Origin of the sequence: Marinobacter sp. NFXS11 (assembly GCF_040148675.1) — a bacterium.
GTDB lineage: Bacteria > Pseudomonadota > Gammaproteobacteria > Pseudomonadales > Oleiphilaceae > Marinobacter.
The window spans coordinates 892,189-913,345 of sequence record NZ_JAGDDV010000002.1 but is presented as its reverse complement, the minus strand read 5'-3'; the positions used below and the strand labels follow the sequence as shown (position 1 = coordinate 913,345).

Here is a 21,157-nt window from a genome sequence, read left to right as displayed (position 1 = left end):
CATTGTTTTAATTGGGTGGCTTATTAGCCGCCTCAGCCTGTAAACGCTCAACCAGCCAGACCTTGATGATGGATTGACGGGTAACGCCAATACGCGCTGCCTCACGGTCCAGAGACTCCACGACCCAAGCCGGAAAATCAACATTGATTCGCTTTTGTTCCTGATTCACCCGCCTTGCAGAAGACAGATCAAGATCCCCGACAACATCTTCCTGGCCCTCATCAAACTTCTTGTCAAAGTCTTTAGCTTTCATAAAGCTCAACCTCTTTCTTGCGGGAACGCCTGACCGAAATCAGGCGAATACGCCCCTCCCGGTAAGTCACAACGGCCGACCAGTGCTTGTCCCCAATCTTGCCAATTAGCAGATATCGGGGCTCATCCATGCACTTTGCCTTTACTTCCAGCAAATACGGGTCTTTCCACAGCTGCTGGGCATCTACGAAATCAATGCCGTGCTTGTCCAGATTGACTTGGCTTTTGGTTCCGTCAAATTCAAACACGTCCATGAGTACAAACTATTCCTTTTTTACTCAATCGACAAGAGACTACAATACCTTCACCGGCATCTCTCGTTTGGCTTCCAGGTAGGGCGCCATCACATTGGCGACCCGGCAGATTCTGGCGTATTCCATTAGTCTACCCGGTAGGAAGGTTTTACGGGTGCGATAAAGCTCCAGGGCCTCCAGCACCACATCCATGCCGATGCGATTGCGGAACTTGAAACAGTCCACCAGGGTTTTCTCAGGGTTGTAGACGTTCAGGACGATGCCATCCACGTCCACACGGTCAATGCCTGCACTGAAAGCCCGGCCGGAGAACCGGTATCCGGCCACCGGCGGATAATCCAGTACCGGCAGACGGGCATCCCGCTCCACCGCCAGATGCACCTGATGGGGAATCTGTGTAGTGATGTCGTGCCAGGCCAGCGCGGAAATCAGGCAAAGCACCGCATTGGGGAAACGGGTAGTGGCAGCCACCAGATCCGGGTTTTCTACTGAGGGCAGGTCCGCCAGCCGGTAAAGGCCACGGCTGACCGGTTCAATCAGCCCCTCGTCCCGGAGCTGATAGAACTGGTAACGGCTAAAGCCCCGAGCCAGCGCTTCTGTCAGGCGGAGCTGGCCGCCGCGTTGGCGGAACATGGTTTGGAGTTGTGCCCTGGAAGATCGGACGGAGTCGGAGCCAGACAAATCGTCACCACTTATTTATATATGGCGACAGTTTGTCTGAATTGCATAGGTCATTCAAGTATCGGCTTCACTGGACCTTTCCCAAAGGTCGATAATCAGTACCACTGCATAATATTGCCGAGCCAGACCATAGCAAACCGCAAATTCGAACGTTAAGCTTGTCTATTCTTACGCATTCGTGAAGTGGCCAGGTACCAAGTTTGCAGAAAACGCCCCTACCAACCCAGACCGCCATCAGCCTCGGCGAACTCATGTGCGCCGTCACCCGGGACTGGCTCTGGCAACCGGCGAAGCAGTGGGTCCGGGAACGCAATCCGGGCAGTGTCCTGCATTGCCGGGTTGGGTCCGGCCAGGCCACCTACCACCGCTACGATTCCCGCGACCGGCAGCACCTGATCACCTACGGTGCCCGCATGATCGCCGCTAAGCACCAGCCGGAGACGGCCAGCGGCTGGCTCTCGGGCCGGGAGATCCGGAAACGGGGGTACTTTGGCGGGGAACTGAGCACTCTGAATCTTTTGGCACACACCTGCTGCCACGAGTTTGCCCATCTCCTGCAGCAAAGTGCCGGACAACGGTATCGGGGTTCTGTGCACAACCGCCATTTCTACACCATTCTGGATGAGTTGCACGAGAGCGGGGCTGCGCAAGCTACCCGCAAGGCCCTGGCAGAGAGGGCCAAGGAACAGGGCCTGGCACTGCCGGATACGCCTTTCGAGCCTGTGGACACAAGACAACAGATGGCCCACTGGCAGGTGGGCGATACCGTACGCTTTGGTGCCGGCCAGCGGGAACTTCACGGCCAGATTATCCGGGTCAATCGAAAGACCTGCACCGTGGACGGTATCGGGCACTCAAGAGGGGTTCGTTACCGTGTACCAGTGCAGATGCTGAGCCGGGTTGGCCAGCGGTAGCGGCTAGCCTTACTTGAGTACATCTGCCATCGAAATGAGTGATCGGGCAACCTCTGGAAGCTTCCTGCCCTGATCCATGGCGAGTTTCCGGAGAAATCGGTGGGCTTCGTCATTACTGATTTTTCGATGCTCCATCAACAGGAGCACCGCTTTTTCCTGGGTTTTCCGGTCTTCCAGCGCTTCCTTTGCACTCCGGAGTTCGTCAGTGATCTGCTGCAAACGGCGAGTCTGCTCCTGTACAAGTTCAAAGATTGAACGGCCAAACTGCTGCCCCACCCCTTCACTTGAAAACGCCTCACCCGTTGAACCTTCGCTTCCGGAATTGCACAAAACCAGCAAAGGTTGACTGGCGTCCCCACCGGTATCAAGCGATGCAATCAATGTCTCCTGATGCGCCAACGACTTTTTGGCAGCGGCAAAGCGTTCGATACACCGGGTGTGAAAGCAGCCTTCGACAGAATCCTCAACCTGTTTCAGAGCATCGATACGCTCTGTCATCAGCTTGAACCACTGATCGGCGAGCTCGGAATCGAGATCTTTAAACCGCCCCAAAGACGACGCCAGACGTCTCATACGTTCGATTTCACCTTCACGCTCGTGACCACGTACTTTTTGCCAGAGAGACAGGGAATCCGCATCGGCAAAACCGGCAAATACGTCGAAGCAGCGTTCCTGTGCCTCAATGAGGTGCGCCATGCGCGCGGAAAGTGCACGATCAAATGCCCCGCTCGAGAAACCCGCAGAGCCCACGGCCCGTTCCTGCCCACACAATTCCTTGCCATTCATCAGGTGAACCATCGCCACCAACAACCCGGCAATCGTAGGGTCTGCGGCAGTGTCGGCGGCTTCGAAGACAACGGCTATCAGATTGTGTATCAGGCTGCTGTAGTCCTCGGTGGCTGACTCTGCAGTAATTGTCCGTGCCACGACGCAACGTCTCAGCTTGCTCAGGCCATCGAGGCTGTGAAGTGCGCTGGCAATCTGGTTCAGCAGACGGCTACTGACCGGGTGGCCGGTCAGCTCTTCGTGAATCTCTGCCAGCGCATGCTCAAAGGATCTTTTGAGCCGGTCGGATTCCCCGGCCAGCGACTCTCTTTCTTCCTGAAATTTCTGTCCCGAAGAACCGAGAAACACGTTGGACGCGCCACGCTCCCTTTGCAGACCATGCACCAGACTGCTAATGCATTGGACCAGCCTGCCCATCTGCAAAAAGTACTGGAGGCTCATCAGTTCGCAGGTCTTGGACGCAATCAGATAGTCGCCGGCCCTGGGAATTTCCGGAACGGTATTGCGCTTGGTATTCATCAGTACACTCCCGGGCGCTCTCACCCTCACCCCTCGCAGGGGGTTTCCGCAATTTGAAGACAGACCTGAGCAATTACCGCGCCATGCGAAACAGGCGCCAAAGCCGTGCAGTCTGCCCTGCGACAGGGCAGTTTTTCGGTCAGAAATTACCCTCGAATCCCACGGAAATTCTCAAGACATTGTTTTTAATAGCTTTTAAAACCTGGCACGAAGATCGCTACGTTTTTAGCAAGGACGAACGTCACGGCCATGGATCAGGCCGGACCATCAGATCATTGTTGTTGGCATTGGCGCCGGACCATCGATTTCCCTCCCTCGGGAATAGATGCTCCGGCTTTTTTTGTTGTTTGGGAGGCAGAACCGGAATGAGTAAAAAAACCCTGATCGTGGTTGGCAACGGCATGGTCGGCCATCACTTCCTGGAACAATTCTGCGCCAGCCCGGCTGCTGCCGATTTCGAGATCATCGTGTTCGGCGAGGAAAAACAGCTGGCCTATGACCGGGTCCACCTGTCCGAGTATTTCGGCGGCTCCACCCATGCCGATCTCGCCATGGGCACCCTGGAGTGGTACACCGAGCAGGGCATCCAACTGCACCTGAACGAGCAGGTAACCGGCATCGACCGCGAGAACAGAACGTTGGAAACACCACGGGGCAGTTACCGGTACGATGAGCTGGTCCTGGCCACCGGCTCCTATCCGTTTGTCCCACCGATTGAGGGCAACGAGCGCCCCCACTGCCTGGTCTACCGGACTCTGGATGACCTGGATGCCATTCGCGCCAGCTCGGAGGGTGCCCGCACAGGCGTGGTGGTAGGCGGTGGCCTGCTGGGTCTTGAAGCTGCCAATGCGCTCAAGAGCCTGGGACTGGAAGCCCACGTTGTGGAATTTGCGCCCCGGCTGATGCCGGTTCAGCTGGATGCCGATGGCGGCGCCCTGCTGCGCCACAAGATTGAGGAGCTGAGCGTTCAGGTACACACCGAGAAGGCCACCACAGCGATTACCGAAGGCAAGGATGCCCGTCTGCGCATGAATTTCAGCGACGAATCCTTCCTCGAGACAGACCTGATCGTCTTCTCCGCAGGCATTCGGCCCCAGGATGCCCTGGCCCGGGCCAGCGGACTGGAGATCGGCGAGCGCGGCGGCATCGTGATCGACAACCACTGCACCACCTCGGACCCGCATGTGCACGCCATTGGCGAGTGCGCGCTCTGGGAGCAGAAGATTTTCGGCCTGGTGGCCCCCGGCTACACCATGGCCCGCACTTTGTCTGCCGCCCTGAACGGTGATCGAGAAACTGCTTTCACCGGTGCCGACATGAGCACCAAGCTCAAATTGCTGGGCGTGGATGTGGGCTCCATCGGTGACGCCCATGCCCAGACCCCGGGCGCCCGCAACATTCGCTTCAACGATGAGCAGGCCGGCCACTACCGCCGCATGGTGATCAGTGAGGACGGCAAGACCCTGCTGGGCGCCATTCTGGTGGGCGACAACAGCCACTATGACACCCTGCTGCAATACGCCCTGAACGGCATCACACTGCCGGAGAATCCGGAAACCCTGATCCTGCCGGAAGGCCAGGGCGGCGCACCGGCCCTGGGCCCTGACGCCCTGCCGGAAACTGCCTCCATCTGCTCCTGTCACAACGTGACCAAAGGCGATATCTGCGGCGCCATTGATGCCGGCTGCTCGGACCTTGGCAGCGTCAAGACCGAAACCAAGGCCAGCACCGGCTGCGGCGGCTGCGCCGCCCTGCTCAAGAACGTGGTGGACAGCGAGCTGGAAATGCGCGGCGTGGAGGTCAGCAAGGATCTGTGCGAGCACTTCCCGTACAGCCGCCAGGAGCTTTTTCATCTAGTGAAGGTAAACGGCATACGCACCTTCCGCACCCTGATTAGCCAGCATGGCAAGGGCCACGGCTGCGACATCTGCAAACCGGCGGTGGCCTCAATCCTGGCCACCTGCTGGAACGAGCATATCCTGGCCACGGATCACGTGCCGTTGCAGGACACCAACGACACCTTCATGGCCAACATGCAGAAGAACGGCACCTATTCCATCGTGCCGCGCATCCCCGGTGGCGAGATCACCCCGGACAAGCTGATTGTGCTGGGTGAGGTGGCGAAGGAATACGATCTGTACACCAAGATTACCGGTGGCCAGCGGGTAGACCTGTTCGGCGCTACCCTGAGCCAACTGCCGGAGATCTGGGAAAAGCTGATCGCCGCTGGTTTCGAGACCGGCCACGCCTACGGCAAGTCACTGCGCACCGTAAAATCCTGCGTTGGCAACACCTGGTGCCGCTACGGCGTTCAGGACAGCGTGGGCATGGCGATTCGCCTGGAGGACCGCTACAAGGGCCTGCGAGCGCCCCACAAGGTGAAGATGGCGGTCTCGGGCTGCACCCGGGAATGCGCCGAAGCCCAGAGCAAAGACTTTGGTGTGATTGCCACGGAGAACGGCTGGAACCTGTATGTCTGCGGCAACGGCGGCATGCGGCCTCGTCACGCCGATCTGTTTGCCACGGATCTGTCTGACGAGGAGTTGATTCGCACCATCGACCGGGTGGTGATGTTCTATGTGCGCACCGCCGACCGGCTGCAGCGCACCAGTGTCTGGATGGAGAACCTGGAGGGCGGTTTGGAGTACCTGAAGCAGGTGGTGCTTGAGGATAGCCTGGGGATTGGCGCAGAGCTGGAGGAGCACATGGAGGGGATTGTTGGTACCTACCAGTGTGAGTGGAAAACCGCCGTTGAGGATCCGGAGAAGCGGAAGCGGTTCCGGGAGTTTGTGAATGCGCCTTCGCAGGCAGATCCGGTTCAGGAGTGGACGGTTGAGCGGGGGCAGCGGCGGCCTGTTTTGGAGTCCGCTTAGACTGGTTGTTGAGGGGCAGAGCGCAGGAGTAGGTATCTTTTCCCTCGGGAAAAAGAACTCGCTGCGCTCAGACACCTTTTTCCTGTCGGGAAAAAATACCTACCCCCACGCTCACCGGATCACGAGTTAACGCCCGAGCATAAAAGGCCGGAATTTGAAGGCCGAATCGACCTGAACCGCAAAACGATTCGGTTAATCGCAAAAACAAGATTGGAGGAATGCATGAAACCACGCACTCGTTGGGAAGCGGTTTGTACGGTCGACGACCTGGTACCGGAATCCGGTATCGCGGTATGGACTGAGGAAGGACCGGTGGCGGTTTTTTATCTGCCGCATCGACTGCCTGCGCTGTTTGCCATCAGTCACACAGACCCGTTCAGCGGCGCTAATGTGCTGGCTCGGGGTATTACCGGGGATCTGAAAGGGGAACCGGTGGTGGCCTCGCCGCTATACAAGCAGCATTTCAGTCTGCGCACCGGTGTCTGTCTGGAGGATGATTCCGTGCGGGTAAAAACCTATCCGGTGCTGCTGGACGGCAATCAGATCCGCCTGGAAGTCCGGGCAAATCAACGCCAATCAGTCGCTGCCTGACCCCCTAACAATGTCGGCAAGAGCCGACGCGTGGTATGGGAGGTCTTTGTGCAGGGGAAAAGATGTCTGAGCGAAGCGAGTTGCTTTTCCCCGGAAGAAAGACCTCCCATGGCGCGTGACGGCGCTACTCCCAGCTCAGACCTCGCCGGAATGGCGCTTTTGCCAACGCTCCCGCCAGCCAAGGACAAAGATGGTCAGTGACGGCAGGAAGGTCACGGTTACGATCGCTGCCCCAAGCAGGCCAAACAGGACGATGGCGCCTACGCCCCGATAGAGCTCGGTGCCTTCGCCCGGGAGAAACACCAGGGGCGAGAGGCCACAGATGGTAGTCAGGGTGGTCATGGCGATGGGGCGCAGGCGGGTCTGAACCGCACCGGTGACGGCTTGCACCACGGTAACGCCCTTCTGGCGCAGGTTCTGTCGGGCCTGGTCCACCACCAGGATCGGGTTGTTCACCACCGTCCCCATCAGGATCAGGAAGCCCAGCATGGTGATCATGTCAAAGGGCTGTCGCAGGGGTTGCAAGCCAATCATGGGCAGCAGCCCGCCTACCAGGTTCATCAGGGCCAGGCCCACGATGCCGCCAGCGACGCCCAGGGGGATGGCGGTCATGATCAGCAGCGGGAATCCCCAGTGCGCGAAGATGGCCACCAGCAGCAGGTAGACAATGGCAATGGCAATGATGAAATTGCCGGTCAGAGCCTCCCGGGTGGCATTGAGCTGATCGCTGGCGCCGGAGATATCCACGTTCACATTCGCGGGCAACGCGCCGCTGTCCCGCATGAACTGCAACAGTTCCGTGCGCACCCTCTCAACGCCGGCTTCGAGCGGCACATCGTCCGGGGGAATCACATTCAGGGTCACCGTGCGGCGACCGTCTACCCGGCGGACCGTGCTGGTATCGACGGTTTCCTCGATGGTAGCCAGGCTGGAGAGTGGCAGGGTAGCACCCTGGGGCGTGTGCACCATGACATCCGGCAAACTGTCCAGTGACGGGTTGCGACCCTCGCTGCCGTAGACATAGATATCGATCTTCTCGTCGTCCAGGAAGAAATCGTCGACGTAGCTGCCCTCAGTCAGGGAGGCCACGGTAAAGCCAATGCCTTCAGCGCCAAGGCCAAGTTCCGCGGCACGATCCCAGTCAGGCATGATCTGGATCAGCGGCTGTGCCAGGGACAGCGTGGAGGGTTGGCTCTGGATGCGGGGGTTGTCGAAGATTTCCTCTGCGCGCTGATAGGCAGCGTTCGCAGCGCCGTAGACTGACACCAGATCCGGCCCGGAAATGTCCAGATTGATGCTGCGGGTGCCGCCGTCGTTGCTGGAGATGATGGAGCCCTTGGCCGCGAAGGCGCGCATGCCCGGGAACTGTTCATAGAACCGGGTGATCTCGTCCATCAGGGCTTCGATGTGCCTTGGATTCAGGGTCTCGGCGATGATCCGGATCCTGGTGGGCGTTACCTGCATGTTGAGATAGGCCATGGGCGGCACGCTGGTTTCGCCGGCGGCGTAGGCATCGCCGTCCGCGTTCACGTGGGGCAGGAAGTAGTCTTCCACCTGGCGGGCAATGGCTTCCATCTCCTGCAGGTTATAACCCGGCGGCGCCGACATGGCGGCAAAGGTCTTGGGCTCCTCACCTTCCGGCAGGTATTCGGCGGGTGGGGTCAGCACAAAAATCACCCACAGGCTGAAGCCGACGGTGGCTGCCATCACCAGAAGCCGGCGGACCGTGCCATTCACCAGCCATCGCACCGCCCCCATGGCGGCCCCGCTCCAGCGACCCGAGGTTTCGTTGCCGTATTCATCGGTGGTCACGCCCCGGCGGCCGAAATCCAGCCGGGCGCAGAGGGTGGGTATGATGGTGATTGCCACCAACATGGAGGCGAGAATGGCAGCAGAGATGGCAATGGCCACGTCGGAATACAGCTGGCCCGCCTCTTCCTCGATAAACAGGATCGGCAGGAACACCAGGATGGTTGTGGTGGTGGACGCCAGCACCGCCGGCCAGACTTCGCGCACGCCCTTGAGGGCCGATTCGAAACGGTCCAGCCCCAAACGCCGGTGTCGCTCGATGTTCTCCAGCACCACGATGCTGTTGTCCACCGTCATGCCGATGGCAAAGGCGATACCGGCCAGAGAGATCACGTTGATGGTGCGGCCGGTGATCAGCAGTCCGATAAACGCGGCTATGGCACACAGCGGTATACCCACCACCCCGGCAAACGTGGCCCGGCCGGATCTCAGAAACAGGAACATCACCAGGGTTGCGAAGGCGGCGCCAATCCCCAGGTTGGTCCAGACATTGGCCACCGAGGCTTCCACGTAACGGGCATCGTCTGCGGTCAGGCCCAGCCTCATGCCCGCCGGCTCCAGCACCTCCTGGTTGATGGCGGCCACTTCGTCCATCATCGCGCGTTTGATATCAATGACATTGGAGCCGCTTTCACGACGCACCTGCAGGCCAATCACCCGCTGGCCGTTGATAAAGGACAGCTCCCGGATCCGGGAGTGGCCCTGCTGAACCCGGGCCACCTCACCAAGGCGCACCACGCTGTCGCCCTGCCGGCGTACCACCAGCTGTTCCAGGGATTCAACGTCGTCAAAACGCCCGACCGTGCGCAACAGATACCGGCGCTTGCCAGAGTCGATCTCGCCGCCGGAAATGTCCTGGTTACGAGCCACGATTGCGTTGCGCAAATCCACCAGGCTCAGGCCGCGCTGGGCCAAGGCGGATTCGTCCACAATGATCTGCATCTGCCGGTCGGCACCACCGCCAACGGTAACCTCGGAAACCCCCGGCACACTCTCCATCCTTGGCCGGACGCGATCCTCGATGAAATCGCGCATCAGCTCGATGTCCAGCTCGCGGGGATTGCCCTCCAGGGTAGCGACACGGAAATACATGAACGCATTGGATGAGAAAGATGCCGCGACAATCCGTGGCTCATCGACGTTTCTCGGGTAATCAGGGACCTGGCTCAGGGCATTGTTGATCTGGATGAGGGTCTCGGTGATATTCACCCCGAACGGAAACTCCAGCTCGATCTCCGCAGCGCCGCTGGATGCGGTGGAGGTCATCCGGCTCAGATTGGGGACATTGCGCAGGAACCGCTCCTGTTCGATCAGTATGTCTTTTTCGATGTCCTGGGGCGTCGCGCCAGGCCAGCTGGTTTCCACCGTGACCGTGCGCACTTCCAGGTCCGGAATCATCTGGACCGGAATCCGGAACGCGGCAGCCGCCCCGAGAATGGCAACGATCAGGGCAATAACAGTAACCAGAGTGCCGTGACGGATAATTCCGGCGAACATCAGCGGCTCTCCCGTTCGGCAATGCGAACGCTGATGCCCTCGCTCAGGGATTCGTTACCACGAACCACCACTTTCTGGTCCGTCTCAAGACCATCGGTCACCTCAACCCGGCCCTCGAAGCCAGTGCCCAAACGCACCCGTTTTTCCCGCACCGTCCAGGTATCGTCATCCCCCGGTTCGGCAATCCACACGGTGGTTCGCCCTTCCGGGTACCGATTGATGGCATCCCGGGAGACCGTCAGCCCACGTTCGCCGGTGGTAACACGCAAGACCGCCTGTACAGACATACCCGGAAGCAGCTTCATGGACTCGGGCTTGATGGCGCGGAGGAGAAAGGTTCTGGACTGGGGATCGTTGACCGGCACCAGAACATCGATGGCCGCTCTGCTCATTTCCTGCCCGTCCTGCACCAGCAGCCGGCTGTTGTCGTCGATGCGTTTGAAGAAAGTCTGGGGCACCTGGAAATCCAGGCGCAGGTTGTCGGTATCGACCAGGGTCAACAGCTGATCACCCGGGGTAACCCATTCCCCGAGATCCCGGGACCTCTGGCTGACCACACCATCGAAGGGGGCGGTTACGCGATGGCGCCCGGCCCGGACTTCCACAAGTCGACGTGCGGCTTCCAGACGCGCCAGGGTCGCTTCGCTGGCGGCCACTTCACTCTCCCGGGCACTGACCTCGGTGGCAGCAATATTGCGGCCTGCACCGACGGACCTGGCCTCACGCAGCCGACGTTGCGCTTCCTCGAGACGGCTACGGGCCTCTTCTGCCTCGGCCCTGGCGGCCGCCAACTCCCAGTTGACCATCTCATCATCAAGCTCGACCAGCACGTCGCCGCGGGAAACACGGTCGCCGGTTTCTACCCGAACCTCGTCCAGCAGGCCGGCAACCGCCGCCGACATGCCAGATACCCGCAGGGCATTCACCGTACCGTTCAGGGTCACTTCCTGGACAATATCCTCTGAAGAGACGGCCTCCAACTGAACACCCGGAAGGTCCTGCGCAGCGGTAAACGCGGAAAACAGGCAGCACACAAACAACAAGAGTCCCTGCAGGCTCTTCATGGGGGTAGCCACGTCCTTTTCTCCAAGATTCATTTCAATGGATGCAGTTACTAACCTTAGTTGAAGGCTTACGATGGAAAACCCTGTCCGGACCTTGGGCACCGTTTGGCCCGGTGGGTTGAGGAAATGCGAACCGGGGTCAATCCCGTCGTCAGACATCTGAGCTACTATTGTCACAACACTGATAACAAGGACGCCCCGTGAAACCTCTCAGCCCTACGGATCAGCTTTTTCTCTGGCTGGAAAAGCGGCAGCAGCCCATGCACGTGGGCGGTCTTCAGCTGTTTTCTTTTCCCGACGACGCACCGGATGATTACGTCGCCCAGCTGGCCGACCGGCTCAGACAGTACACAAAGGTAACCCCGCCGTTTAATCAGCGCCTGGATTACCGTTTCGGCCAGCCGGTCTGGGTGGAAGACGAGCATCTGGATCTGGAGCACCACTTCCGATTCGAAGCACTGCCAACGCCGGGGCGGGTCAGGGAACTGTTGTCGTTTGTTTCGGCAGAACATTCCCACCTGATGGACCGTGAGCGTCCACTGTGGGAATTTCATCTGATTGAAGGGTTGGGGGAGCGGCAGTTTGCGGTGTATATCAAGGTGCACCATGCCCTGGTGGACGGTGTCTCGGCCATGCGGATGGTTACCCAGATGCTGTGCCAGGATACCGGCGAGCGGGACATGCCGCCGATCTGGGCCATGCCACCCCGCCCAGCCCGTGAGAAGGATGATGGCGGCCCCTCCCTGTGGCGCAGTGTCGGCCATCTGCTGGGCGAATCCGGCAAACAGCTGGGCACCGTGCCTACCGTGGCCCGGGAACTACTGCGAACCATCAACGACGCCCGCAAAGACCCGGCCTATTCTTCCATATTCCACGCACCCCGAAGCATCCTGAACCGGAAAATCACCGGCTCCCGACGCTTCGCCGCGCAATCCTACGAACTCAGTCGGATAAAGGCCGTGTGTAAAACCTACGGAACCACGGTGAATGATGTGGTAATGGCCATGTGTGCCACCGCCCTGCGCAGCTACCTGATGAACCAGGACGCCCTGCCGGAAAAGCCGCTGATCGCCATGGTACCGGTGTCCCTGCGTAAGGATGATAGCTCCGGCGGCAACCAGGTAGGCGTTATCCTAGCGTCGCTTCACACCGACGTCACCAGTCCGGTAACCCGGCTGATGCAGATCCACGATGATGTTAAGGCTGCCAAAGACCGCTACGCCGACATGTCGCCGGAGGAAATCATCAATTACACCGCCCTGACCCTGGCCCCGGCGGCCTTTAACCTGCTTACCGGCATGGCACCGAAGTGGCAGACCTTCAACGTGGTGATCTCCAACGTCCCCGGACCCCGGGACACCTGCTACTGGAACGGCGCAACCCTGGACGGCATGTACCCGGTCTCCATCGCCATGGACCGCCTGGCCCTGAACATGACCCTGACCAGCTACGGCGACCAGGTGGAATTCGGCCTCATCGGCTGCCGCCGCACGCTCCCCAGCCTGCAGCGGATGCTCGACTACCTCGAAGAGGCCCTGGTCGAACTGGAAACCGCCGCCGGCCTATAAACAGAGCGATCAGCCGAAGCGGCGCTCTTCGTTGCGGATGGAGATCTGATTGTTCAGGGTCCAGAAGTCATACAGCACACCGATCAGGAACAGGCCGCCGGTAAACAGGTAGATGATGCCCGTGATCCACTTGCCCATGTACATCCGGTGAATGCCGAACACACCGAGAAAGGTCAGCAGGATCCAGCCGATGTTGTAGCTGACTTCGCCTTCCCGGAACCGAAGATCCGCCTCCCGGTCCATGGCCGGGATCAGGAACAGGTCAATAATCCAGCCGATGAACAGCAGCCCCAGGGTAAAGAACCAGATGGTGCCGGTAACGGGTTTGCCGTAGTAAAACCGGTGCGAACCCAGGAATCCGAAGATCCAGAGCAGGTAGCCGATCAGTTTGCTGTGGGTGTTTGGGCGCTCTGTCATGTTTGCTCTCATCCTTCTGGGTTGGTACCAGCTTTCAATGTTAGCCCAAGCCTGAGTGTTATGGGGGCTGGCCGGGGGGAAGGAATATTTTCCCTTGGGAAAAACAACTCGCTTCGCTCAGACATCTTTTTCCTGGCGGGAAAATATTCCTTCCCCCCGTCCGTCGAACCATTGTGGCATAACAAACGAAAAGCAAATTAAGACAGAGCAATAAAAAATAAGACGGCAATCTCCTCTGTCAGCAGGGCGTGGGGTGGGGCTTTATTTTTTCGGGGAAAAAATGTCTGAGCACAGCGAGTTGTTTTTACCCGAAAAAATAAAGCCCCACCCTGCGACCACGCTCCAAACCAAGCGGCCCGAGAAGGCCCGAATACCCAAGCCAAACCTCAGGGACCAACCTCAGGAGCCGGATCCGGCCCACCCTCGCGAAACTCGCTGGCCGACTTGCCGGTCCACTTCCGGAACGCCCGGCTGAAGTTGGAAAGGTCCGCATAGCCCAACTCGTAGGCAATCTCGCTGACCGACTGGTTGGTGTACCGGAGCAACTGGATCGCCCGGTCTTTCAGCACCGACTCGAGGATCTCCCGGTAGCTGGTATCCCGGTCCGCCAGCCGGCGTTTCAGGGTTCTGGACGAAACGCAGAAACGCTCGGCCATGGCTTCCAGTGATGGCAAGGGGCCCGGCATCATCCGGAGCATGTTGCGGATCGCCAGGACAATGTCGCCCTGCTCCTTCAGGGCTTTCTGCAGCTCGAACTCGCACTGGTCGCGGGCCATGCGGGAGGCTTCGGCGTCGGCCAGGCGCATACGCACATTAAGAAGGTCCCGGGGGAACACCATCATTTCGTCGGGCTGGCCGTATTCGAACCGCACCGGCAACTGGTCCGCAAACTGCCGGTACCAGGGCGGCTCCGGGGCGATCAGGCGAACCGTGACACCGGTCAGTTTGCCGTCTTCCAGGGCGAAGCCGCGTTTGATGGCGTCTTCCCGATCCAACAGCTGTTCGGTCAGCAGGATCAGGGTGGCACTGACGGTCTCCGCCAGAAACGGATAGAGGCCGGGCACTTCGAATTCAGCGCAGAGTTTTACCAACACCTGATCGTCCGCTTCGGACTGGCTCATACTGAGGAACGGCACCCTCAGATGCAGGTATCGGCGCACAGAATCCAGGGCATCGGCGAAGGTGGGGCTAGTCAGCGCGGCGAAGCCCAGGGTACCGTGAATCGTCAGCCGCAACTCCCGGGCCAGCATGAAGCTGAGACCGTCGTTCCCGGCAAGGTTCACGGCCCGTTTGGCCATGATGATGGCATCGGTAACAAACACCCGGCTGTCGTTGGACTTGAGATCGTCCGGGGTAACGTCCAGGCCTTCATAGAGTAACCGGTCGTTATAGCCAAGTTGGCGGACGGTCTCGGCCAGAACCCGCAGGTAAGCGCCCGGCACCAGGAACAATCCCAGCATCTGCCGTTCTCTGTCCGGACCGGTTGCGCTCATTGGCATTCCTTATTATTGAGTTGGCTGAAGCACCTGAACTGACTCTATCAGATGCCCTGTGCCGCGACAGTGGGGCCCGGCACACCCTGGTCGCCGTCAACTTGGCCAATCAATTTCCCGTCCTTGTCCCATCCTGATCGACAGCCGTCCCCTTTGCGCATTCCTGCCCGACGTTGACTGCCACACACTGGAGCCATGACATCAGCCAGAGTGAGGAGTACACACATGCTGAGCAACAAAACCGCAGAAAAGAAGACGGCTCCGGTTACCCGGGCTTCCAACACACCCGAAAACGTCACGATCACAGCCCAGCGTATGGGTTTTGAATTCGGTGAACAGGTACCCCGTTACTGGGTCGACAACAGCTACACCATCAGCCACATCATGAATGGCCTCTCGGTGCTGTTTCCGCAGGGCGAGCAGTTCTTCGTCGATTCGGTAAGAGCGTTCCGGGACCAGATCTCCGATCCCAAACTGAAAGAGGAGATACGCGGGTTCATTGGCCAGGAGGCCATGCATTCCCTGGAGCACGTCGCCATGAACCAGCATGTTCGTGATCAGGGCATGCCGGTAGAAGAACTGGAAAAACACCTGGAAGTGGTTCTGGGGATCGCCAAGAAGCTGCCCAAACGTCACCAGCTGGCCATCACCTGTGCCCTGGAACACCTCACCGCCATGATGGCCGACATGCTGCTGGACCGTGACGATGTGCGCGAAGACATGGATGAATCCATGCGCCCGCTGTGGGTCTGGCACGCAATCGAAGAAACCGAGCACAAGGCGGTTGCCTACGACGTTTTCCAGGCAGCGGGCGGCACCTATGCCGAGAGAACCTTTTATCTTGCCTTCAGCACCGCCGCCCTGGGTGTAATGAGCACCTATTTCACCAGCCGGATGATGCTGAACGACCGCACGAACTTCTCTTTGAAAGACACGGCCACAGGTCTCTGGCGCCTCTGGGGCGTAAACGGCACCTTCTCAAGCCTGATTCCCACATGGCTGGAGTACTTCAAACCCGGCTTCCACCCCTGGGACCACGACAACAGCGATCTGATTGCCCATTTCAAAGAGCAAATTCAGGCGCACATCGCACCGCAGTACAAGAAAGGTAATCGCAGGACGCTTCAGTAGCTTTTGGAGTTACGCGGCAAGCGGGTGGGGGTGGCTTTTCTTCCGGGAAAAACAACTCGCTGCGCTCAAACATTTTTTCCCTGCAGAAAAGCCACCCCCACCCACTCACTCGCTTGATCCGACTATGCTCAAGGCTATGCTTTTGCCACGCCAGAGCGAATAACCTCGCCCTTCCGCCAAAGCCGCCATTCACCTGGCTGGTAAACATCCCACTTTTCATCTGTGGTCAGAGGTTCAGTAACGATCACGCTGACGATGTCATTGGGCGTCGTTTCCGATTCGAAATCCACCGTTACATCGGCGTCTTTCAGACGTGCAGGACCAAACGGGGCTCTCCGGGTGATGCTGGCCATTTTGGTGGTGCAGTAAGTGAACAGCCAGTCGCCGTTGCTCAGCAGGAGGTTGAACACGCCCTGGCAGGCGTAGGCCTTGGACAGCCGAACCAGCCGCTCGATAATGTCGTCGGTGGGCGTGTTCCGGTCACAATGGCTGCGCAAGTGGTTGAGGATGTCGCAGAACAGGGCTTCGCTGTCGGTGGTGCCGACCGGCTCGTAGAAGCCGGGATTCGAACGGAAACCGGAGAGCTGGCCATTGTGGGCGAACACCCAGTAGCGGCCCCAGAGTTCGCGCATAAAAGGGTGGGTGTTGGCCAGGCAGATGTCGCCGACGTTGGCCTGGCGAATGTGGCAGATGGCCACTTCGCTCTTGATCGGGTGAGTCTGGACCACTTCGGCAATTCGGGAATTGGCGCTGGCATCGGCGTCGTGAAAGGCGCGCACGCCTTTGCCTTCGTAGAAGGCGACACCCCAGCCGTCCTTGTGGGGGCCGGTCTGTCCACCGCGACGGGTCAGGCCGGTGAAGCTGAAACACAGGTCGGTGGGCGTATTGGCACTCATGGCCAGCAGTTCACACATGGGCTACTTCAATATTGCAGGAGAATGATTACCCCAAGAATACCGGAATCAGCCCGCTTCGACAGTCAGAATCTCGAGCTGACGAGGGTTATGACCAGCACCTACGACGCGATTTCGTCCGGCTCGCTTGCCGCTGTAAAGCCATCGATCTGCAACTCGGAATAGGCTCTCGGCCTCGCGACCATGGTCTGGCCACTGGGCAATCCCGAAGGAGGCGGTCACCCGGATGCGGGCTTCGCCATAAGGCAACTCTCGTTCAGAAATTCGCTGGCGCAGCTCGTCCATCAGAACAAAAGCGTTCTTGGGCTTCACATCCCTAAGAATCAGGCCGAACTCCTCGCCACCCAGGCGGCCGACAAAGTCCGTGCTTCTCAGGCGCTCGGTCAAGCATCGGCTGATATTCTTCAGCACAAAGTCTCCGGCCTCATGGCCCAGGGTGTCGTTCACGACCTTGAAGTGGTCAATATCCATCACCACCAGCGCAAATCCGTTACCGCTGCGTTCACCCTCGGCAATGGTACGGTTCAACGTGCCCTGGAAGTTGCTTCGGTTGGCCAGACCAGTCAGCGCATCGGTCTGGGCCATATCCACCAGGCGCTGTTCGGCCTCTTCGCGCCGCCCCTCATACAGATGAATAAATGCCAGCATGAGCGCACCACACAGAACCATGTTAAGCAGATCAATCATTGCATGGGAGCTGCCGACCTGACCAAGGTGGATGTAGTAGATAACGCCGCCGACCATCATGAAGGGAGCGCTGAGGATCATGCCCTCTTTTTTGCCAAGCAGCAGATAGGCGAGAACCGGCATCATCAGCACCCAGACGAACGCAGATACCGATGCGTCGGGCAACAGCATGATGACCAGAAAGAATGCGAACAGCGGCACCAGGTAGGCGTAGACCCACTGCTGCAGATAGGGCGTCGATTTCAGGCGCCAGACGCCGAAATAGAGCAAGGCACTGGCGCAGAGTTCACCAATGCCTACCCAGAGGAAACCATTGAGAATCTGCAGGCATGCGAAAACCACCAGTGCCGAGCCGGTGATCAGAAAAAGCAGCCGCATCAGTGAGCGGCGGTGACTGTCGCGCAGACCCGAGCGGCTCTGTTCCAGAGTGGCCCCCAGGTCGGAATGGTGAGGCGTATTCATGCTGACTCTTCCTTGGATCAGCTTCCGAGTATAGTCCCAAAACACTGTTTGTAAAATGTACAGCGGACCCGGTCGCCAGGCCCGCCATACGCGGGGTACTGTCAGATATAAAGGTTCTTGCGGGAGAAGCGCTCGACCAGCGGCTGGTAGGCAGAGCCCAGCAGGCGGTTGATCGCATCAATACCCCAGGCGTCCGGGCCGACCAAGATGCGGGACTCGTTTTTCAGAATACCTTTAACAATGATTTCAGCCGCTTTCTCCGGCGTGGTCATGGCTAGCTTGTCGAAGCCTTTGCGCTGCGCGTCCGCATTCTCGGATCTGCCCATGCGCGCTGCGTTGGCAATGTTGGTGCGGATGCCACCCGGGTGCACACAACTCACCGCCACCGGCTGGTTCTCCAGCTTCATTTCCTGGCGCAGGGCTTCGGTGAATCCCCGAACTGCAAATTTGGCAGCATTGTAGGCACTCTGCTTGGGTACGCCTATCAGACCAAACACACTGGACACGTTCACCACATGGCCATCGCCCGAGGCAATCAGATGTGGCAGGAAGGCGCGGGTACCATGGGCAACGCCCCAGAAATCAATATCCATGACCCATTTGAAGTCCTCGTCGGTCATCTCCCGCACGGTGGCGGAAAGCGCAACGCCCGCGTTATTGATCACCAGATTCACCTGACCAAAGTCCTTCGCAACCTCTTCCGCATGGGCAAAGATGGCATCGCGATCAGACACGTCCAGCCGGTAGGTTTTTACATCAGCGCCACTGAGCTCTGCGGCGGTTTCGGCCAGGCCTGACTCATTGACGTCGGACAGCGCCAAGCGGCAGCCCCGGTCCGCCAGTGATTTCGCAAGCGCGCGGCCGATACCCGAGCCGGCACCGGTAACAACGGCCACTTTGTTTTTCAGCTTTTTCATGGTCAAAGACCTCTTGTTGTAGGCGTTTCAATTAAAGCAGATACTCTAACAATTGCCCGCCCGCGGGATATGGCTTTAGTGAACCAGGCCGCAAGGCATTCCGGCCACCCTCTGACTCGGCCCCCGGTTTCCGGTACAATCCAGTGCCGTTGTTCGCTGCGCAACAGCAACCCGACGCCTCTCCTGAACCTTTGGATTTTCTGTATGGAATGGAGTCTTACGCATTTCTGGCTGATCCTGGCACTGGTGCTGTGCCTGGCCGAGCTCACCTCCGGTGTGCTCTTGCTTCTCGCTCTCGGTATCGCCGCGGCCCTGACCGCCTTGCTGGCATTCCTCGATGCGCCCTTTGAATGGCAACTGGCTGGGATGGGGATTTTCTCGGGAATCCTGGTCCCCGTCGCCATACGCTGGATACGGCCACGCTTCTCCCCCAAGGGCGTGGCGTATGGAACGACAGGCACGGGCGTGGAACAGGGCCGGCACTACCAGACCCTGAAACGGGACTTCGACGGTGCCGCCGGCATCAAGGTGAATGGCGATTTTTATCGCCTGAGAGTCGCTGACACCGGAGCCACCGACCTTCCGGAAGGAACCAACGTCATTTTCAGACAGTTTGACGGCACGACCGCCGTTGTTGAGACGATCACACACAAGGAACAGTAAACATGGAACAGTATCTTTCACCCGGACTGGTTATCAGTCTGATCGTAGTCGCCATCGGCATCTTCATCATTGCCAAGGGTCTGGTCATCGTGCGCCAGTCCGAGGTCATGGTCATTGAGCGCCTGGGGTCGTTCAACCGGATCCTCGAAAGCGGCGTGAATATTATTATTCCCTTCGTGGAGCGGCCCCGAGCCATCAGCATGCTTCGTTATGTCCGCATGGGCGAAGATTATCATCCGGTGATGAGCGATGAGATCCGGATTGACCGCCGGGAGACGGTTATGGACTTCCCGGGACAACCGGTGGTGACCACTGACAACGTTACGGTGAAGATCAACGGTGCCCTCTACTATCAGATCATTGACCCGCGCCGGGCCGTGTACGAAGTGGCCAATATGAGCCAGGCGGTGGAAGTGCTGGCAAAAACCACGCTGCGCTCAGTGGTCGGCAAGATGGAACTGGACAAGCTGTTTGAATCCCGCAGCGAAGTGAATAACGCGATCCAGGCCGAGATGGAAGAGGCCGCTTCCAAGTGGGGTGTAAAACTCACCCGGGTGGAGGTTCAGGACATCAGCATGCCGGAAGAAGTGGAAGAAGCCATGCGATTGCAGATGGCTGCGGAGCGGAAACGCCGGGCCACGGTCACCGAAGCCGAGGGTGAAAAGTCAGCAGCCATCGCCATGGCCCAGGGCCAGCGGGAGTCCGCCATTCTCAACGCCCAGGGCGACAAGGAATCGGCCATTCTCCGGGCGCAGGGCGAACAGGAGTCTATCCGTCTGGTACTCAGCGCCATGGGCGACTCCGAGGAGAACAAACAGACCGTCATTGGCTACCTGCTGGGCCAGAGCTATATCAAGGTTCTGCCGAATATGGCGAAAGAAGGTGAGCGGGTGTTTGTGCCCTACGAATCCTCGGCCCTTCTGGGCTCCATGGGCATGTTCCGCGAACTGGCCGGCAGCCCGGAAGACACCGTTCGCCAGCATTTGCAGCGCGATGGTCTGCGTGGCGGGCTGGTCGGCTCGGCCGGTAACAGCTAAAGCCTGAGAACCTCTCAACCCAGCAGATTGTCCAGGGGTTGCTCGTAACTGGGGGCAAACACCTTCAGGAAATAAGCAACCTCTGGCAACCCGTCCTCGTCTAACCGCTTGCGGATCTGTCGGGCGGCGGGCTCGAATTCCTTGTTGCCGGCGCGGATCTCCGCCTGGCACTTCAGCCACGCCGACAACCTGTCGGCGGCCTTGATCAGTTCCTTGTCTTCTGCCGGTAGCTGCGATTCCCGAACGTAGGGTGAAAAAGCATCCCGCAGATCCTCCGGCAACAGCGCCAGCAGTTCCGCCTCCGCCTTGTGCTCGATGTCCCCGAATGCTTCTCGCATCACCTTCGAATGGTATTTTACCGGTGTCGGCATATCGCCGGTAATCACCTCCGTTGCATCATGGTAAAGCGCTGCTGCGGCAATACGATCGGCGTTCACACGGCCGCCAAAATACCGGTTGCGGATGATGGCAAGCGCATGGGCGAGGGTCGCCACCTCCCAGGAGTGGGTGGCCACGTTTTCCTCAATGGCATTACGCATCAGCCCCCAGCGCTTGATCCAGCGCAGGCGGGAGACATAGGCAAAAAAATGGCTCACACCGTTACCCATCACTTACAGATCCGTTTTGC

Annotated in this window: 19 protein-coding genes; 7 read left to right on the top strand and 12 right to left on the bottom strand. The window is 59.0% G+C overall.

The features are described from left to right. Window positions 1-7: 7 nt before the first annotated feature. The 3 genes from brnA to J3362_RS13150 are packed head-to-tail and all read right to left on the bottom strand — an operon-like array spanning window position 8 to window position 1,139. Window positions 8-253, bottom strand: a complete 246-nt coding sequence (brnA, locus tag J3362_RS13160; RefSeq protein WP_349520264.1) for a type II toxin-antitoxin system BrnA family antitoxin — start codon at window positions 251-253, stop codon at window positions 8-10. Beyond that, on the bottom strand, window positions 243-506 hold the full coding sequence (locus J3362_RS13155) for a BrnT family toxin (protein ID WP_349520263.1): 264 nt from the start codon (window positions 504-506) through the stop codon (window positions 243-245). The genes brnA and J3362_RS13155 overlap by 11 nt, the downstream gene beginning before the upstream one ends. 39 nt (window positions 507-545) lie before the next feature. Next, window positions 546-1,139, bottom strand: coding sequence for a type IV toxin-antitoxin system AbiEi family antitoxin domain-containing protein (locus tag J3362_RS13150; RefSeq protein ID WP_349520261.1), 594 nt, complete (start codon window positions 1,137-1,139; stop codon window positions 546-548). A gap of 299 nt (window positions 1,140-1,438) precedes the next feature. Here J3362_RS13150 and J3362_RS13145 point away from each other — a divergent pair, with 299 nt between their 5' ends. Continuing rightward, complete coding sequence (locus J3362_RS13145; protein ID WP_349520955.1) at window positions 1,439-2,101, top strand: hypothetical protein; 663 nt, start codon at window positions 1,439-1,441, stop codon at window positions 2,099-2,101. Window positions 2,102-2,110: 9 nt separating this feature from the next. Here J3362_RS13145 and J3362_RS13140 read toward each other — a convergent pair whose 3' ends face one another. After that, the gene (locus J3362_RS13140) at window positions 2,111-3,406 is read right to left on the bottom strand and encodes a nitrate- and nitrite sensing domain-containing protein (protein ID WP_349520260.1); all 1,296 of its coding nucleotides are present in this window, start codon (window positions 3,404-3,406) and stop codon (window positions 2,111-2,113) included. A 365-nt stretch (window positions 3,407-3,771) separates the two neighbouring features. Here J3362_RS13140 and nirB point away from each other — a divergent pair, with 365 nt between their 5' ends. Then, the gene (gene nirB / locus J3362_RS13135; RefSeq protein ID WP_349520259.1) at window positions 3,772-6,279 is read left to right on the top strand and encodes a nitrite reductase large subunit NirB; all 2,508 of its coding nucleotides are present in this window, start codon (window positions 3,772-3,774) and stop codon (window positions 6,277-6,279) included. Between the two features lie 222 nt (window positions 6,280-6,501). Then, window positions 6,502-6,870 carry a nitrite reductase small subunit NirD gene (gene nirD, locus J3362_RS13130; RefSeq protein ID WP_349520257.1) on the top strand — a complete coding sequence of 123 codons (369 nt, stop codon included), beginning with the start codon at window positions 6,502-6,504 and terminating at the stop codon, window positions 6,868-6,870. Window positions 6,871-7,005: 135 nt separating this feature from the next. On the opposite strand, the gene J3362_RS13125 is transcribed toward nirD, so the two are convergent. Both J3362_RS13125 and J3362_RS13120 read right to left on the bottom strand, forming a co-directional pair. Then, the gene (locus J3362_RS13125; protein ID WP_349520256.1) at window positions 7,006-10,176 is read right to left on the bottom strand and encodes an efflux RND transporter permease subunit; all 3,171 of its coding nucleotides are present in this window, start codon (window positions 10,174-10,176) and stop codon (window positions 7,006-7,008) included. Continuing rightward, entirely contained in the window at window positions 10,176-11,252 is a 1,077-nt protein-coding gene (locus tag J3362_RS13120) for an efflux RND transporter periplasmic adaptor subunit (RefSeq protein WP_349520254.1), read from the bottom strand. Before J3362_RS13120 ends, J3362_RS13125 begins: the two co-directional genes overlap by 1 nt. Before the next feature lie 188 nt (window positions 11,253-11,440). Here J3362_RS13120 and J3362_RS13115 point away from each other — a divergent pair, with 188 nt between their 5' ends. Then, entirely contained in the window at window positions 11,441-12,808 is a 1,368-nt protein-coding gene (locus tag J3362_RS13115) for a WS/DGAT/MGAT family O-acyltransferase (RefSeq protein ID WP_349520252.1), read from the top strand. A 9-nt stretch (window positions 12,809-12,817) separates the two neighbouring features. Here the strand turns inward: J3362_RS13115 and J3362_RS13110 are convergent, their stop codons facing one another. Both J3362_RS13110 and J3362_RS13105 read right to left on the bottom strand, forming a co-directional pair. After that, window positions 12,818-13,225, bottom strand: coding sequence for an NINE protein (locus tag J3362_RS13110; RefSeq protein ID WP_349520251.1), 408 nt, complete (start codon window positions 13,223-13,225; stop codon window positions 12,818-12,820). Window positions 13,226-13,611: 386 nt separating this feature from the next. Next, entirely contained in the window at window positions 13,612-14,718 is a 1,107-nt protein-coding gene (locus J3362_RS13105) for a helix-turn-helix domain-containing protein (protein ID WP_349520250.1), read from the bottom strand. Between the two features lie 225 nt (window positions 14,719-14,943). Here J3362_RS13105 and J3362_RS13100 point away from each other — a divergent pair, with 225 nt between their 5' ends. Beyond that, window positions 14,944-15,849 (top strand): metal-dependent hydrolase, encoded by a 906-nt coding sequence (locus J3362_RS13100; protein WP_349520249.1) that lies wholly within the window; start codon window positions 14,944-14,946, stop codon window positions 15,847-15,849. 134 nt (window positions 15,850-15,983) lie between these two features. On the opposite strand, the gene J3362_RS13095 is transcribed toward J3362_RS13100, so the two are convergent. From J3362_RS13095 to J3362_RS13085, 3 genes are all read right to left on the bottom strand, one after another. Next, complete coding sequence (locus tag J3362_RS13095; RefSeq protein ID WP_349520247.1) at window positions 15,984-16,763, bottom strand: class II glutamine amidotransferase; 780 nt, start codon at window positions 16,761-16,763, stop codon at window positions 15,984-15,986. 48 nt (window positions 16,764-16,811) lie between these two features. Continuing rightward, window positions 16,812-17,912 (bottom strand): GGDEF domain-containing protein, encoded by a 1,101-nt coding sequence (locus J3362_RS13090; RefSeq protein ID WP_349520245.1) that lies wholly within the window; start codon window positions 17,910-17,912, stop codon window positions 16,812-16,814. Window positions 17,913-18,013: 101 nt separating this feature from the next. Then, complete coding sequence (locus J3362_RS13085; RefSeq protein ID WP_349520244.1) at window positions 18,014-18,829, bottom strand: SDR family NAD(P)-dependent oxidoreductase; 816 nt, start codon at window positions 18,827-18,829, stop codon at window positions 18,014-18,016. Window positions 18,830-19,033: 204 nt separating this feature from the next. On the opposite strand from J3362_RS13085, the gene J3362_RS13080 reads away from it, so the two are divergent. Together J3362_RS13080 and J3362_RS13075 are read left to right on the top strand one after the other, a co-directional pair. Continuing rightward, window positions 19,034-19,492: an NfeD family protein gene (locus J3362_RS13080; RefSeq protein ID WP_349520243.1), complete on the top strand. Its 459-nt coding sequence runs from the start codon at window positions 19,034-19,036 to the stop codon at window positions 19,490-19,492. Between the two features lie 2 nt (window positions 19,493-19,494). Continuing rightward, entirely contained in the window at window positions 19,495-20,529 is a 1,035-nt protein-coding gene (locus tag J3362_RS13075; RefSeq protein ID WP_349520241.1) for an SPFH domain-containing protein, read from the top strand. A gap of 14 nt (window positions 20,530-20,543) precedes the next feature. Here J3362_RS13075 and yfbR read toward each other — a convergent pair whose 3' ends face one another. Beyond that, a complete protein-coding gene (gene yfbR, locus J3362_RS13070; protein ID WP_349520240.1) occupies window positions 20,544-21,137 on the bottom strand; it encodes a 5'-deoxynucleotidase in 594 nt (197 codons plus the stop codon). Window positions 21,138-21,157 lie beyond the last annotated feature (20 nt).

What these genes read in the sequence shown, in the direction of transcription:
- J3362_RS13150 (WP_349520261.1), bottom strand. Translation starts at nt 1,139, where the DNA reads ATGTTCCGCCAACGCGGCGGCCAGCTCCGCCTGACAGAAGCGCTGGCT.
- J3362_RS13110 (WP_349520251.1), bottom strand. Translation starts at nt 13,225, where the DNA reads ATGACAGAGCGCCCAAACACCCACAGCAAACTGATCGGCTACCTGCTC.
- J3362_RS13140 (WP_349520260.1), bottom strand. Translation starts at nt 3,406, where the DNA reads ATGAATACCAAGCGCAATACCGTTCCGGAAATTCCCAGGGCCGGCGAC.
- nirD (WP_349520257.1), top strand. Translation starts at nt 6,502, where the DNA reads ATGAAACCACGCACTCGTTGGGAAGCGGTTTGTACGGTCGACGACCTG.
- J3362_RS13145 (WP_349520955.1), top strand. Translation starts at nt 1,439, where the DNA reads ATGTGCGCCGTCACCCGGGACTGGCTCTGGCAACCGGCGAAGCAGTGG.
- nirB (WP_349520259.1), top strand. Translation starts at nt 3,772, where the DNA reads ATGAGTAAAAAAACCCTGATCGTGGTTGGCAACGGCATGGTCGGCCAT.
- J3362_RS13125 (WP_349520256.1), bottom strand. Translation starts at nt 10,176, where the DNA reads ATGTTCGCCGGAATTATCCGTCACGGCACTCTGGTTACTGTTATTGCC.
- J3362_RS13090 (WP_349520245.1), bottom strand. Translation starts at nt 17,912, where the DNA reads ATGAATACGCCTCACCATTCCGACCTGGGGGCCACTCTGGAACAGAGC.
- J3362_RS13155 (WP_349520263.1), bottom strand. Translation starts at nt 506, where the DNA reads ATGGACGTGTTTGAATTTGACGGAACCAAAAGCCAAGTCAATCTGGAC.
- J3362_RS13080 (WP_349520243.1), top strand. Translation starts at nt 19,034, where the DNA reads ATGGAATGGAGTCTTACGCATTTCTGGCTGATCCTGGCACTGGTGCTG.
- J3362_RS13105 (WP_349520250.1), bottom strand. Translation starts at nt 14,718, where the DNA reads ATGAGCGCAACCGGTCCGGACAGAGAACGGCAGATGCTGGGATTGTTC.
- yfbR (WP_349520240.1), bottom strand. Translation starts at nt 21,137, where the DNA reads ATGGGTAACGGTGTGAGCCATTTTTTTGCCTATGTCTCCCGCCTGCGC.
- brnA (WP_349520264.1), bottom strand. Translation starts at nt 253, where the DNA reads ATGAAAGCTAAAGACTTTGACAAGAAGTTTGATGAGGGCCAGGAAGAT.
- J3362_RS13095 (WP_349520247.1), bottom strand. Translation starts at nt 16,763, where the DNA reads ATGTGTGAACTGCTGGCCATGAGTGCCAATACGCCCACCGACCTGTGT.
- J3362_RS13100 (WP_349520249.1), top strand. Translation starts at nt 14,944, where the DNA reads ATGCTGAGCAACAAAACCGCAGAAAAGAAGACGGCTCCGGTTACCCGG.
- J3362_RS13075 (WP_349520241.1), top strand. Translation starts at nt 19,495, where the DNA reads ATGGAACAGTATCTTTCACCCGGACTGGTTATCAGTCTGATCGTAGTC.
- J3362_RS13085 (WP_349520244.1), bottom strand. Translation starts at nt 18,829, where the DNA reads ATGAAAAAGCTGAAAAACAAAGTGGCCGTTGTTACCGGTGCCGGCTCG.